The organism is Photobacterium sp., from assembly GCF_057456235.1.
On sequence record NZ_JBVCPH010000008.1, the window covers coordinates 151,764 to 166,060 of the forward strand.

Sequence of the window (14,297 nt, forward strand, 5' to 3'; positions counted from 1 at the left end):
CGATACTGAGTACAAAAAAGCCCGCTGAGCGGGCTTTTTGCATTATTTCAGGCAATAACTATTGCATCAAACTCTCTGAAACTGATCCATTAATCGTTTCATCGCCTCTATCCGCTCCACCAGCATTCTGGTGCTTTCAACAGATAAATCACTGGTTTCAGACGTCTCAGATGTCAACTGACGAATATTCTGAACATTTAGTGAAATCTCGTCACTTACACCGGCTTGATCTTCAACCGACGACGCTATCTGCTGGCTGCTATCGGTAACCCGGTTCAGCATTTCATGAATCTGTTCTAATCGGCCGCCAGTTTCGGCTGCTTGTTGATTACATTGCTCGGATAAAGCACCACCACGTTCAACGGAATCGACCGCTTGACTTGCAGTCTGCTGCAAATGAGCAATCATTTTTTGAATTTCACCCGTAGATAATTGTGTTTTTTGCGCAAGAGAGCGCACTTCATCGGCCACAACAGCAAACCCTCGGCCAGCTTCGCCTGCACGAGCCGCTTCGATAGCTGCATTTAGCGCCAATAGGTTCGTTTGATCGGCAATAGAGCCGATAACATCTAAAATACCTTCAATCTGACGACTACTTTCCGACAAGGCAGTAATCACATGCTTTGAATTATCCAGCTCTTTATAAAGTGAGTTCACAGAATTAATGGTGGTCTCTACACTTCGCTGGCCTTCAACCGACATCTGCAGCGCATCAGAGGTAATGGTTGATGCCTGGGCAGCACTTTCAGCGACCTCTCGAATCGATGATGACATCTGCGCCATAGCAACCCCCACCTGTACGGTCGCTTCAGATTGCTTTGCCAGATTGGTTTTAATCTGTTTTGTTTGTGCAAATTCATCTTCAGCTGACATTAAAATGTCTCCGGCCGTTTCGCTTGCCCGTCCGACAATTGCTCGAACCTCTGCCTGACGCATTTTCAAGGCTAGTTCGATTATTGATACATCATCTTTTTTACCGGTATAAACATGCTCCATTAATGGATTGTCATAGGCCTCTTTTGCCAGTGTCGTCAGATGCCTGACTCTGGATTGATAATGTATACTCACAGCGATTGCAGAGAGAAGGATCCCTATTGTGGCTGCCGTCCACAATGTCGCCCCATTCAGGAACATTTGAGCGGCCAGCAGTATCAATGCAAAAGTCATCAATCCACACAGCACATTGTTTTGCCTGAACCGCGGGCGGTTAATCTCGTTTGACGTTTTCCCATTATTCAATTTTTGATATAAATCAGTCGCACGCTGAACGGCATCACGATCGGGCTTACTACGAACCGACTGATACTCAATAACCTGTCCCTTATCATTGGTGATTGGTGTAACAAAGGCTGACACCCAATAAAAGTCACCATTTTTGCAGTGGTTCTTCATCACCCCCATCCAGCTTTTGCCAGACTTGATATACTTCCATAGCTGCGCAAAGGCGGCTTTGGGCATATCCGCATGCCTGATCACATTATGCGGTTCGCCATCCAGCTCGCCGGGTTGAAAACCCGCAACATCACAGAAATGCTGGTTTATATAGGTAATATGGCTTTGTGGGTCGGTGGTCGATATGATGTTTATCCCTGATGAGTACTCGACTTCCTTTTCACCCGTTTGATTAAACGATTGTTTTGCAGATAGTGTCATTATTATCTCTATTATTGTTTCATTTTGTTATGCACCTTGGTCAGAGGCCAAGCTTTACATGCAAAAAACTACGAATCATTAGCATTAATAACACGCCAACAAGTTGATGCAAGTTAATTTTTAGGTGAATACTTAAAGAAACAAGGGGATAACCTATCTTTTGATAGAACAAAAAGCCCGCAACGAAACGTTACGGGCTTTTTGGGCTTCTGTTAGCTCTGGTAATATTTATTTTTTGGTAAATACCATGAACATTGTTGATAGCGGCGGCAAGCTCAAACGGATCGAATGATCTAATCCGTGACTCGCGACTTTCTCTGTTGCAACAACCTGCTCAACTGGCGCATTACTACCCCAGTATTTACCATCATCAGTGTTTAACATGAGTGCGTACTCGCCCTCAGTGGGTACACCTAATGTGTACCCTTCGCGAGGAACTGGCGTGAAGTTAGAAATAACTAATACTTTGTCGCCATTCAGTGCCATACGCTCATGCGCTAATACACTTGTTTCAGCATCATCTTGAACCCGCCATTCGAACCCTTCCGGCGAACAATCTTGCTCATGGAGGGCTGGGGTTGAAGTGTATAGCTTGTTCAGATCGCTCACTAACGCTTTCATACCGCTATGGCGAGGATACTGTAACCAGTGCCATTGTAATTGACCGTCATGTGCCCACTCTGCGCTTTGCGCAATTTCGGCGCCCATGAAGTTCAGTTTCTTACCGGGCTGACCATACATATAACCCATGTAGGCACGCAGGTTGGCGGTTTTCTGCCACTCATCACCCGGCATCTTGTCCAGTAATGAACCTTTGCCGTAAACCACTTCATCATGCGACAAAGACAGGACGTAGTTCTCACTGAATGCATAAATCAGCGGGAAGGTAATCGTATTGTGGTGGTATTTACGGTGCACTGGCTCTTCTTGAATATAAGAGAGGCTGTCGTGCATCCATCCCATATTCCATTTAAACCCAAAGCCTAACCCCCCCTGATCGGTCGGGCGCGATACGCCAGAGAAAGCGGTAGATTCTTCCGCAATTGTCATCGCATTGGGATAATGAGAATAGACTTCTTCGTTCATCCAGCGCAACAGGCTAATGGCATCGTAGTTCTCGTTGCCACCGTTATGGTTAGGAAGCCACTGATCGTGCTCACGTGAATAATCGAGGTACAGCATAGATGCAACGGCATCAACACGCAGACCATCGATATGATAATGCTCAAACCAGAACAGGGCATTCGAGACTAAGAAACGACGAACATGTTCACGGCCGTAGTCATAGATATAACTCTTCCAGTCCTGATGCCAGCCGCGGCGTGGATCGGGGTCGTTATACAGTGCAGTACCGTCAAAATTTGCAAGGCCATGATCATCTGAAGGGAAGTGAGCTGGAACCCAATCAAGTACAACACCGATACCTGCCTGGTGGCATTGATCGACGAAATATTTGAAATCATCAGGGGTCCCGAACCGGCTCGTTGGAGAGAACAGACCAATTGGTTGATAGCCCCATGAACCATAGAACGGATGCTCAGAAACAGGCATCAACTCAAGGTGGGTATACCCCATCTCAGACAGGTACGGAATCAGCTCTTCTGCAAGCTCACGATATGTTAGGAAGTCACCATTGTCTTTCTTGCGCCAGGATCCGGCGTGAAGTTCGTAGAAAGACAATGCTTCTTGATGTTTGGCCGTAACCGGACGCGTTTGCCAAGCTTTATCTTGCCATTGATAACGCGACTGGTCGTAAACGATAGAAGTAAAAGACGGGTACTGTTCAGAAGAATAACCCCATGGATCGGCTTTATGGGGCAAGCTTTTCCCGTCGTGGTCTTTTAATTCAAATTTGTACTGGGTACCGTCTTCCATGCCTGGAATAAACAGTCCCCAAAGACCATCATCCAACCGCTGCATCGGGTGACGACGACCATCCCAGGAATTGAAATTCCCGATCACACTCACAGCCGACGCATTCGGAGCGAACGTCAGAAAACGAACGCCAGAAACCTGCTTATTACCTTTATTTACAGTGATCAGTTGTGCACCCATTTCGCTATGCATTTGCGAAGGGGTCGTTAAGGCATCACCTGAAGGTAAAAACGCATGAAATTGGTATGGATCGTTAATGGTTTGCTCGCCGCTTGGCCAGCCGATATGTAGCTTATAAACGGCAGTGGTGAAATCTTGCTCTCCCTCTAACACGAAGCCACTATCGGCCTCTCTTGACAGAGAGAATAGCTCACCATGATCAGTTTCGGCCTTCACTGAAACAGCGCCCGGCATCCACACCCGAAGCGCGATACCGTTTGACTGATACTGAGGGCCCAAGAACGAAAATGGGTCTGAAAACGCAGCTCTTTCGAGCTGCATATATTCCTTATCACTGCGTGTCACTGTCATGGTGTCCAACGCACTACTCCTGATTAGTTTTTCTGACTGGCCTTTGCTCGTGTTTCTGTTAAACGACGAGTTAAGTCGATGATGTCCTGTCGTGTAAATAAGTCATCCAGGGTGGTTGAAAGCTTACGGCGCCAGTTGGGATACTCATCAACCGTACCAGGAATATTGACCGGCTTATCCATTTCCAACCAGTCTTCCAATTGCAGGCTCAGCAATGCACTGGAACTTGCAGCTAAATGCAGCTGCATACCTTCACTCAGGTTGCGATCCATCGGTACATATCTCGCGTCGTGCCCTACCCCTTCAGGAAGATAACCATGCCAGTTCAAACTATCAAGGATCTTTTGCTTACTTTCGGCACGACTGTCAAACAATCCGGACAATTGTTCTTTATCTGGGTAAAGACCTAACTCTTCGCCCATTTTTAAATCATCACAATGCCAGAAACCACGCAGGGTTGGCATATCATGTGTACACAGTGCCGCCATTGACTGGGCCGGATAATGGCCAGGAGATAGGTAACCGCCATCTTCTGCTGTTTCAAAGAAGAACACCTTGTAAGAATGAACACCTGCCGTTGACAGTTTTTCAACAATCTCGTCAGGTACCGTGCCTAAGTCTTCACCGATCACAGTGCACTGATAACGGTGACTTTCCAACGCGAGGATTGCCATCAGATCATCAACTGGGTAGTACATGTATGCGCCGCTCTTCGCAGATTCACCTTTAGGGATCCACCAAAGACGCAAAAGACCTAATACATGGTCAATACGCAGTGCGCCACAGTTACGCATGTTTGCACGCAATAACTGGATGTACGGTTCGTACGCTGTTTCTTTCAGTACCTGTGGATTTAACGGAGGTAAACCCCAGTTTTGACCTAACGGGCCAAGAACATCTGGCGGAGCACCAACACTTACGTCCTGGCACAGTGCGCCGTGATCAGCCCATGTTTCGGCACCTGAATCACATACACCAACAGCAAGGTCACGATACAGACCCATGACCATGCCTTTTTCTTGAGCAAGATCATTCACTTCTGCCAACTGAGTATCAGCTACCCACTGCAGGTACATATACAGATGAACTTGCTTTAAGTTATTCTTTATAAAGGCTTTTACGGCTGCGTTATCAAAGTGGCGGTATTCTTCCGGGAACGCTGGCCAGCCCCAAGCACTGTCATCTTCTTTTTTCAATTTTGCATGTAAGGCATCAAAGGCAGCCTGATGAAGCAGGCTATCGCCACCCTGCTCAACAAATTGCATGAATTTCTGAGCACGAGCTGTTTTTTTGTCCAGATGACGCTCAGCAAATGTCTCAAACAATAATGGCAGTACGGCCATTTTCAGGCATGACACTTCACTGTAATTCACCCAGTTAGTATTTCGGGCTTCAACCAGACGCTGCTGGAATTCTGAACTGCCAACGAGTTGCTGGGCAGCATCGCATTGTGCAAACTCAGGAACCGAGCTGACATCAATGTACATAAGGTTTAGCCAACGGCGTGAAGACGGGCTATATGGACTTGCCCCCTCAGGGTTGGCAGGGAATAGTGAGTGAATGGGGTTCAGGCCCACAAAATCACCACCACGTGCAGCAATATCGGCAACCAGTTGTTTCAGATCACCGAAATCGCCGATCCCCCAGTTATGGTTGGTACGAACCGAGTACAGCTGAACACTGGTGCCCCAAAGCTTCTTGTCATCCAACAACGCGGGTTGTTTATAACAAGATTCAGGTGTCACAATCAGTGTCATTTCAAACGGAGATTTACGACGTTTACGGAAGACTTCAAGCTTGTGATAACCCATTTCCAGATCATCAGGCAAAGCAAAAACAAGCGGACCGCCACTTTCACGATCATCTGAAATTAATTGCGATTGCAACCAACCTTCCATTACTTCGCCTTGCTCGGTGTGCAGACGCCAGCTGAAGTCACTCATGCGGGCACTGACACCAAGGTGTAAAGTAATGTGCATTGGTTGTTCACCACGACGAATAACCTGCACAGGGGCAAGTACGTCAGGGCGGTTCTTTTTACGGGCAGATTCTAACAGGGCTTCGTCATTTTTAGTATCGTAGCCAAGGGCCGCTAATAAACGCAGAATCGTTTCATCTTCAACTTTAGCTTCCTCGCCCCAAGCACTGACATAGCGGTCTGCAATCCCAACCATTTCAGCAACTTGTTTTAATACGTTATCTTCTTTCATCGTTATCTCCGATAGCGGCCTTGCGGCCGCTACGATGTTAGTTTTTGCTGATATCTATAATGAATATTAATAACCAGCTATGTGTTAACTCAATTAGATTGCTAACTAGCAAAAAGAGTTAACAAACAAGTGGTATTAACGCGCTACGCTTACTTCTTTGAAACTGGTTTTAAGTTCCAGATATTGTTTGCATAATCACGGATACTGCGGTCTGAACTAAATTTGCTCATCAAAGCAGTGTTAAGAATTGCCTTACGCGCCCAGTTTTCCTGGTCTCGGTATTCGGCATCAATTTTCTCGTGAGTCTTCGCATAATCGGCAAAGTCTGCTAATACAAGGTACGGATCCCCACCGTCCAGCAAGTTATGACGAATTGCCGCCAGCTGGCCAGGCTTGCCTGGTGTGAACTCATCAGTATCCAACAGATCCAGTGATGCACGCAGTAGACTATCAGCATGATAGTAACGGTAAGGGTCGTAACCCTCTTCCAGTAGTTTTTGTACTTCATCAACGAGTAGTCCGAAGATGAAGATATTGTCATCCCCCACTTCTTCACGCATCTCAACGTTTGCACCATCCATCGTACCGATCGTTAAGGCACCATTTAGGGCAAACTTCATGTTACCGGTACCTGATGCTTCTTTACCTGCAGTCGAGATCTGCTCAGAAACATCGGCAGCCGGGAACAGGATTTCTGCAAGACTTACGCGATAATCAGGAATAAACACAACCTTCAGCTTGCCACCAAGACGAGGATCATTATTCACCTTCTCAGCCACTTTATTGATTGCGAAGATAATATCTTTAGCAAGTGCATAGCCAGGTGCTGCTTTTGCGCCAAAGAAGAATACGCGCGGGTGCATATCGAATGTCGGATCATTGATCAGACGGTGATACAGCGACAGAATATGAATCAGATTCAGGTGCTGACGCTTGTATTCGTGCAGTCGCTTGATTTGGATATCAAAGATTGCATCAGTATCTAGCTCGATACCCATATTATCTTCAACCCAGTCAGCCAAGCGCTGTTTGTTTTCTTTCTTCACTGCCATGTAACGCTTCTGGAAAGCTTTATCGTCAGCGAATTTTTCCAGCCCGGCGATTTTTTCCAGCTTTTTCGGCCAGTCATCACCCACTTTTTCGCTAATCAGTGCAGACAGGCCAGGGTTACAGTATTTCACCCAGCGACGCGGGGTAACACCATTGGTTACATTATGGAGACGCCCTGGGAATAACTCATGAAATTCAGGGAACAGATCACGCTTAACCAGCTCAGAGTGAAGGGCTGCTACACCATTGACGGCATAGGTGCTCACTACGCAAAGGTTAGCCATGCGTACCATGCGCTGCGGGCCTTCTTCAATGATTGAAAGCTTGCGCTTGATTTCATTGTTACCAGGCCATTTCTCTTCAACCAAGCTCATAAAGCGATGGTTAATTTCGAAGATGATTTCCATGTGGCGCGGAAGCATCTCTGAAATAAGCGCTTCGCTCCACGTTTCCAGGGCCTCTGGAAGCAAGGTGTGGTTAGTATAAGCAAACGTCTTAGAACATATTGCCCATGCCGCATCCCAATCAAGATTGTGCTCATCAAGAAGAATGCGCATTAGCTCAGGAATAGCGATAGTCGGGTGGGTATCATTTAGCTGAATCGCTTCAAGCTTCGCAAAATCTTCAATTTTGTGACCTGCCGCGAAATGACGACGCAGAATATCTGCAACTGAACATGCACAGTGGAAGTACTGTTGCATCAGACGTAGTGCTTTACCTTGGTCATGATTATCATTCGGATAAAGCACTTTCGTCACGTTACCCGCTTCTAACTGACTGTACTGAGCACCAACGTAGTCACCATCGTTAAAACGAGCCAGATTGAATGGCGCAGGTGAACGACATTCCCACAAACGTAGTGGATATACGCTCTTATTATCATAACCAATTAAAGGAAGATCCCAGGCAACACCTTCAACAGTCATTGCTGGCACCCAACGACGGCTGCTCTCACCTTTTTCATTGATATATGATTCAACACGACCATATAGACCAACATTCTGGTTCAATTCAGGGCGAAGAATTTCCCAAGGGTAACCTTCAATGCCACGCCATGCATCCGGTGCTTCCACCTGACGACCATTTTCAAAAGACTGACGGAACAAACCGTACTCATAGTGCAGGCCGTAACCTACAGCAGGATATTCTTGAGCGGCTAGTGAATCCATGAAACAAGCAGCCAGACGGCCTAGACCACCATTACCTAAAGCAGGATCCCGCTCTTCTTCCAGCAGGTCGGATAAGTTCAGACCAAGCTCTTCTACCGCACCGCTCACCTCTTCATAGAGGCCCATGCTGATTAGGTTGTTACCGGTAAGACGACCGATTAAGAATTCAAGTGAAAGGTAGTTAACACTACGTGCATTGCTTTCGGCGACAAACTTTTCTGTTTCAAGCAAGCTACCGGTACTGATTTCTGCCAATGCACGGCCAACAGCAAGATACCAGCTACGTGTGTCTGCGGTTTCTGCGGTTTGTGCATAGGTAGTAACTAAGTGTTTTTGTACTGCCGCTTTAAAAGCCGCTTTATCAAATTGTTGTGTCTGACCACGTGTAGTCATGGTTCTTTCTCTCTCTGGGATTATTCCAACTGGTATCTATGCTGCCTGTATCTACCTTTAAAAACATCCTCCCGCTCCTTGGAGGATGAGGGATGAGTCAGAGGGGCGTAGGTAATGAAACCCCGCATTTTTTGTGACATTGCCCGTAGTTTCAGGGCGGAGAAAAAAGTTCAGACCATCATACATGCAACATAACTCACATTTCTGAATGTACAACTCATGTGCAACCGCGAGCTTAACTTTTATTTTCCGATGGTATATCTGTGAGCTGGCTCATAATTTTGGGGGGGAGATACGATAGATATACCTTTTCATCGGCTTAGAAAGGTAAAGTTATGGGCAAGGTCAAATGATGTGAAAGTAATTTCGTCCATCATTATATTTCTTTGCGACATGACCGCCATGAAGATGACCTATTCCTGGTACACGATTTACCAGAAATCAAATTGGATTTTGAAACCTTACAAAAGATAACAAGACTATGTGGATACCATCGAAACTGACTAAACCAGCACGCCTTCATAATGCGATTCTTCGCCCGCGTTTGCTGGAAAGCCTCGACCAAGCACCTTTTTATCGTCTTGTACTGTTTCGTTCTCCTGCCGGTTACGGAAAAACCACGATGGCTGCTCAGTGGCTGAACGAGCATCCTCATACTGGTTGGTTCAATATCGACGAGAGCGATAACGATACCTTCAGGTTTGCAAATTACTTCCTGCAATCCATCAACAAGGCAACAAACAGCGCGTGTTTAAAAACCCAGGCAATGGCAGAGCGCCGCCAGTTCGCCTGCCTGGCAACTCTGTTCAGTGAACTGTTTGGTGAGTTGACGGATTATCACGAGCAGACCTACTTAGTTCTTGATGATTACCATGTCATTAACAACGACGACATTCATGAAGGCATGCGTTTCTTCGTTAAGCACATGCCCGACAACCTGACCCTAGTGGTAACCAGCCGAAGTCAGCCCCCTCTCGGCACCGCTAATCTTCGTGTTCGTGATCTTCTCATCGAGGTTGATAACACGTTACTGGCTTTCGATCAGGAAGAGACCGAGCGATTTTTCCATAAGCGTATTGCAGAAAACGTCGAAAGTACCGTTCTTAATTCCTTGCGAGAGCAGGTCGAAGGCTGGCCATCAGCATTACAGTTAATCGCACTTCACGCCCAGCAAGTACCTAATAACCTGGCAGAATCGGCTCTTTCTATGGCCAGTTTCAACCGTGGCCATCTATGGGATTACCTGGCAGAAGAAGTCTTCGATCAACTTGATCGAGAAATACAGCAATTCTTACTGCAATGTTCTGTACTCGACATGTTCAATGCAGAACTCGTCGCTGATCTAACCGGGCGTAGCGATGCTTTGGCCTTGCTGGAATCACTCAACCGTTTTGGTCTGTTCCTCAATACCCTAGAAGGTGCTGATAACTGGTACCGTTTCCATAACCTTTTTGCTGAATTCTTGCGTCACCAACGTTATTCGCAGATACCTCAACAGCATTCAGAATTACATACTTGTGCCGCCAAGGCCTGGTTGAAGCAAAACTGCCCACAACAAGCATTGGTCCATGCCTTGAAGAGTAAAAATGAAGATCTAACCATAGAGATCCTCACCAATCATGGCTGGAATATGTTTCACCATGGCGAGTTAAAGCTGCTGGAAGATTCGATTGCGGCATTGAGTAAAGACAAATTATTCAGTGTACCTCGCCTGACGTTATTACGCGCATGGCTTGCACAGAGTCAGCATCGCTACAACGATGTCGGCGAACTAATTGCAGAATCTGAAACCGAAATGCATCAGCGTGACCTGGCATTAGATGATGCGCTTCAGGGGGAGTTCAATGCGCTTCGTGCTCAGGTCGCGATCAACCAAAGCAAGCCGGAAGAAGCCTTGGTTTTATCAGAACAAGCCTTAGGGCAATTACCATCGACGACTTACCGCAGCCGTATTGTTGCCACTTCGGTGGTGGGTGAAGTACACCACTGTTTAGGCAATCTGAGCCGTGCGTTACCGATGATGCAACAAACTGAAAAAATGGCACGTCAGTACCATGTTTATCATCAGGCACTGTGGGCGCTGCTTCAGCAAAGCGAAATTCTGGTTGCTCAAGGTTATGTGCAGTCTGCCTTCGAATTACTTGATCAGGCATACAAATTGGTAAAAGAGCAGCACTTGCAACAGGTGCCGCTGCATGAATTTCTTCTCCGCCTGCGTGCACAAATTCTATGGTGCTGGAACCGGTTGGATGAAGCTGAAGAATGTGCACATAAAAGCTTAGAAGTACTTGCGCCTTTCGATGATACTAAGTCGTTACATGCTTACTCCATGCTGGCAAAAATTGCCGTGACCCGTGGCGAATTAGACAAAGCGGCACGTTATTTAGAGCTCTGTAACAGCTTGATGAAGCGTTCGGTTTACCACATTGACTGGAAAGCCAATGCCGATTTCGCTAACTTGCTTTACTGGCAAGCCAAAGGCGAAAATGACAAAATCGCTGACTGGCTGAAACAAGCCGAGCGCCCAGAGGGAACCTGTAACCACTTCCAGCAACTTCAATGGCGTAACATCGCCCGTGCCTGCCTGATAGTCAATAATCTTGAGCAAGCACAAGAAGTGTTGGCCATACTTAAGGAAGGAAGTGAAGAGCATAACCTCGTCACAGACAGAAACCGAAACTTGGTACTGGAAGCTGTACTCAGTAAAATGCAGGGGCAGCGAGAAGAAGCGCTCAACCACCTGAAAGAAGCATTAATTCTGACTAACAGTACAGGCATGATCGGAAATTTCTTGTGTAATGCCAATGAAATCTGCGATTTGCTCCAAGAACTGGTTGATACAAAACAACTGAGTGAACTGGAACTTCATCGTGCACAACAATTACTGCGCGAAATGACCAGCAAGGAGCGTACACGCTCAGTGCATTTCGATGAAGATTTTGTTGAAAAATTGCTGAACTTGCCAAATATCCCGGAATTGATCAGAACCAGTCCGCTGACACAACGAGAATGGCAGGTGCTGGGGCTAATTTATGCCGGTTTCAGTAACGAACAAATTGCATCGGAGTTAGATGTGGCTTCCACCACGATCAAGACCCATATCCGTAATTTGTACCAGAAACTGAATATTGCGAATCGGCAGCAGGCAATAGAAACTGCAGAAAACTTATTGAAACTAATGGGCTTTTGATGGCATAACTCATTGGGTAATTACATAAGAAAAGCAGGTTAAGGATAACCTATGATCGAATGGAGTCGAGGTCGCATCTGGTATCAGGACATGCCGCTCAAGGTGAGTGGCATACCTGTCGGCGGTCGTATGACTGTTATTCGGTTAGATAACAATAAATTACTGATCCACTCACCTGTTGAGCTAACGACTCAGCTGCAGCTTGAATTAACCAAGCTCGGTCAGATACAAGCCATTGTGACACCCAATATGAGCCACCACTTATTTCTGTCTGAATGGTGGCTTGCCTACCCTGAAGCCTATTTTTTTGCTCCTCCAGGATTGCAAAACAAACGAACAGATCTGGTATTTGATGATGCGCTCAGCGCACAGACACCAGTGCTCTGGCGTCATCAGTTATTACAAACATTGGTACGCGGTAGCGACAAAATGGAAGAGGTTGTCTTTTGCGATCCTCAATCTAATACCCTGATCGTCGGTGATACATTAGCATGGATGATTGACAGCCATAATATACTCACCATTGGTCTGGCATTGCTTAACGGCTGCTACCAAAAGCCTGCCATGCCTTATTACTGGCGGCTGTCTTTCACAGACAAAACCCGTCTCCGTCAATCGCTGCAAGAAATTCTGACCTGGCCTTTTGACCGCATTATACTGGCGCATGGCAGAGTGATACGTAAAGATGGAAAAGAAATATTTTGCAACGCTTTTGACTGGGTATAGCAAGGCGACATATACCCAACCAACCTCATTTGTGTGATGTAAGTCAAAATACTCCTCGGAATGAAGCGTATATTTAATCTTAAAACGAAAGTTACATTTACAGCTCATCTCTTAATCTGAGATGAAAATGCATAACAATTTCATTTATCTTAAATAATAAAATAGCGTAAAAATTTGCTATTTCAGACGCTTGATATAGGGAGTAACAAAAAATGAATGCCGCCAAGATTTATTTTCGTGATCTTCTCGGGATAACTCTTATCATATTTTCGGTGTTAACGATGCTAGGCGTAATTTTTGATTTTCTGGCACTGCTTAATAATCTCCATCATGAAGATGTTTTAGCCGCAACCTATCTTTATGAGTCGATTCCACTGCTGCTTTGTGTGTTACCCTCGTTTGTTTTGGCTAAAGTTATTAATCGGCCGAGCTGGATTAGCGAAACAGAGCAATATCATCTCCAGATAGCAAAAAAACAGTAATTTGTTATCTATAGTCAGAAACAGAGCAGTTACACTCGAGTACTGCTCTGGCAATAGTCAATAAAATCAACTTCTCGGATCAGCAAATACCTGAGTCCAGTAAATGCCATACTGAGTGTCCGAGTTCATCACGAATGATGCGCCCATCTGCGTGAAGTTAGCACTCATAATATTTTTGCAGTGGCCTGGGCTGTTTAACCAACCCGTCATTACAGCGTTAACATCTTTCTGACCTGCAGCAATATTTTCACCGACTGCACGCCAGCTATAACCTTGATTTATTACACGGTCACCTACAATCAAGCCATCCTGGCCTGTATGACTGAAGAAGTTATAGTTCGCCATATTGCTAGAGTGCACAAACGCAGCTTGCTCAAGATCAGCATCCCAAGTCAACGCCCCGACAGCTTGCATAAAGGTTCCGCCACAGTCATATCCGGTAGCCCGTGCTGCGTTAACCGCTGTCAGCATTTCTTGCTCAAAACCGGTAATTGGTGTTGAATCAGACCCCATACCTGAATCCCCAGAGCCAGAAGCATCCTGATCTTGAACACTGCCATTATCCTTATCCGAGGTTGACGGGGATCCATTTAAATCACTGGAATTTGAAATGTCGCCGCCTGAATTAGAGTCGCGGTCGGAGCCACCACCAGAACCACATCCGGAAATAAAAAATATAGAAACAAATAATAATGAGAATAATCGCATGAGCACTTCCAATGTAATTGGACTTATCTATTTAATATCAATAAACATTTTAAGAATTTAAATACTGTTAAAAATCATCTTGATGAACCGAGATTAATTTTTAATCGTATTTTCAGTCAAAGATATAAAGGAACGGTTAATATACGCGTAATTGATCTCATATTTCAACAGCCCGAAATCAAAAATAACAAGAATTGACAAAAGTCTGACACAAGCAGATAACAATCAGGATAAAAAGGCTCATATAAGCTTGAATTCATTGGCTTTACACCCCGTGAAATCACCTTGTGATTTTATGGATCTGTATTTT

General features: G+C 45.6%; 8 protein-coding genes. 3 read left to right on the forward strand and 5 right to left on the reverse strand.

Annotated features, from left to right (window positions below):
• Nucleotides 1-66: 66 nt before the first annotated feature.
• From AC2204_RS11385 to AC2204_RS11400, 4 genes are all read right to left on the reverse strand, one after another.
• Nucleotides 67-1,653, reverse strand: a complete 1,587-nt coding sequence (locus AC2204_RS11385; protein WP_318925611.1) for a methyl-accepting chemotaxis protein — start codon at nucleotides 1,651-1,653, stop codon at nucleotides 67-69.
• Nucleotides 1,654-1,881: 228 nt separating this feature from the next.
• A complete protein-coding gene (gene glgB / locus AC2204_RS11390; RefSeq protein ID WP_318925678.1) occupies nucleotides 1,882-4,029 on the reverse strand; it encodes a 1,4-alpha-glucan branching protein GlgB in 2,148 nt (715 codons plus the stop codon).
• Nucleotides 4,030-4,082: 53 nt separating this feature from the next.
• Nucleotides 4,083-6,269 carry a 4-alpha-glucanotransferase gene (malQ, locus tag AC2204_RS11395; RefSeq protein ID WP_318925612.1) on the reverse strand — a complete coding sequence of 729 codons (2,187 nt, stop codon included), beginning with the start codon at nucleotides 6,267-6,269 and terminating at the stop codon, nucleotides 4,083-4,085.
• Nucleotides 6,270-6,418: 149 nt separating this feature from the next.
• Nucleotides 6,419-8,881, reverse strand: a complete 2,463-nt coding sequence (locus AC2204_RS11400; RefSeq protein ID WP_318925613.1) for a glycogen/starch/alpha-glucan phosphorylase — start codon at nucleotides 8,879-8,881, stop codon at nucleotides 6,419-6,421.
• A gap of 481 nt (nucleotides 8,882-9,362) precedes the next feature.
• Between AC2204_RS11400 and malT the strand changes: the two genes are divergently transcribed.
• The 3 genes from malT (at nucleotide 9,363) to AC2204_RS11415 (ending at nucleotide 13,279) form a co-directional block, all read left to right on the forward strand.
• The gene (gene malT, locus AC2204_RS11405) at nucleotides 9,363-12,071 is read left to right on the forward strand and encodes an HTH-type transcriptional regulator MalT (protein WP_318925614.1); all 2,709 of its coding nucleotides are present in this window, start codon (nucleotides 9,363-9,365) and stop codon (nucleotides 12,069-12,071) included.
• Between the two features lie 51 nt (nucleotides 12,072-12,122).
• Nucleotides 12,123-12,797: a DUF4336 domain-containing protein gene (locus AC2204_RS11410; RefSeq protein ID WP_318925615.1), complete on the forward strand. Its 675-nt coding sequence runs from the start codon at nucleotides 12,123-12,125 to the stop codon at nucleotides 12,795-12,797.
• A gap of 212 nt (nucleotides 12,798-13,009) precedes the next feature.
• Nucleotides 13,010-13,279 carry a D-fructose-6-phosphate amidotransferase gene (locus AC2204_RS11415; RefSeq protein ID WP_318925616.1) on the forward strand — a complete coding sequence of 90 codons (270 nt, stop codon included), beginning with the start codon at nucleotides 13,010-13,012 and terminating at the stop codon, nucleotides 13,277-13,279.
• A 66-nt stretch (nucleotides 13,280-13,345) separates the two neighbouring features.
• Here the strand turns inward: AC2204_RS11415 and AC2204_RS11420 are convergent, their stop codons facing one another.
• Complete coding sequence (locus AC2204_RS11420) at nucleotides 13,346-13,987, reverse strand: CAP domain-containing protein (protein ID WP_318925617.1); 642 nt, start codon at nucleotides 13,985-13,987, stop codon at nucleotides 13,346-13,348.
• Nucleotides 13,988-14,297: the final 310 nt, after the last annotated feature.

What these genes read in the sequence shown, in the direction of transcription:
- AC2204_RS11385 (WP_318925611.1), bottom strand. Translation starts at nt 1,653, where the DNA reads ATGACACTATCTGCAAAACAATCGTTTAATCAAACGGGTGAAAAGGAA.
- glgB (WP_318925678.1), bottom strand. Translation starts at nt 4,029, where the DNA reads ATGCAGCTCGAAAGAGCTGCGTTTTCAGACCCATTTTCGTTCTTGGGC.
- malQ (WP_318925612.1), bottom strand. Translation starts at nt 6,269, where the DNA reads ATGAAAGAAGATAACGTATTAAAACAAGTTGCTGAAATGGTTGGGATT.
- AC2204_RS11400 (WP_318925613.1), bottom strand. Translation starts at nt 8,881, where the DNA reads ATGACTACACGTGGTCAGACACAACAATTTGATAAAGCGGCTTTTAAA.
- malT (WP_318925614.1), top strand. Translation starts at nt 9,363, where the DNA reads ATGTGGATACCATCGAAACTGACTAAACCAGCACGCCTTCATAATGCG.
- AC2204_RS11410 (WP_318925615.1), top strand. Translation starts at nt 12,123, where the DNA reads ATGATCGAATGGAGTCGAGGTCGCATCTGGTATCAGGACATGCCGCTC.
- AC2204_RS11415 (WP_318925616.1), top strand. Translation starts at nt 13,010, where the DNA reads ATGAATGCCGCCAAGATTTATTTTCGTGATCTTCTCGGGATAACTCTT.
- AC2204_RS11420 (WP_318925617.1), bottom strand. Translation starts at nt 13,987, where the DNA reads ATGCGATTATTCTCATTATTATTTGTTTCTATATTTTTTATTTCCGGA.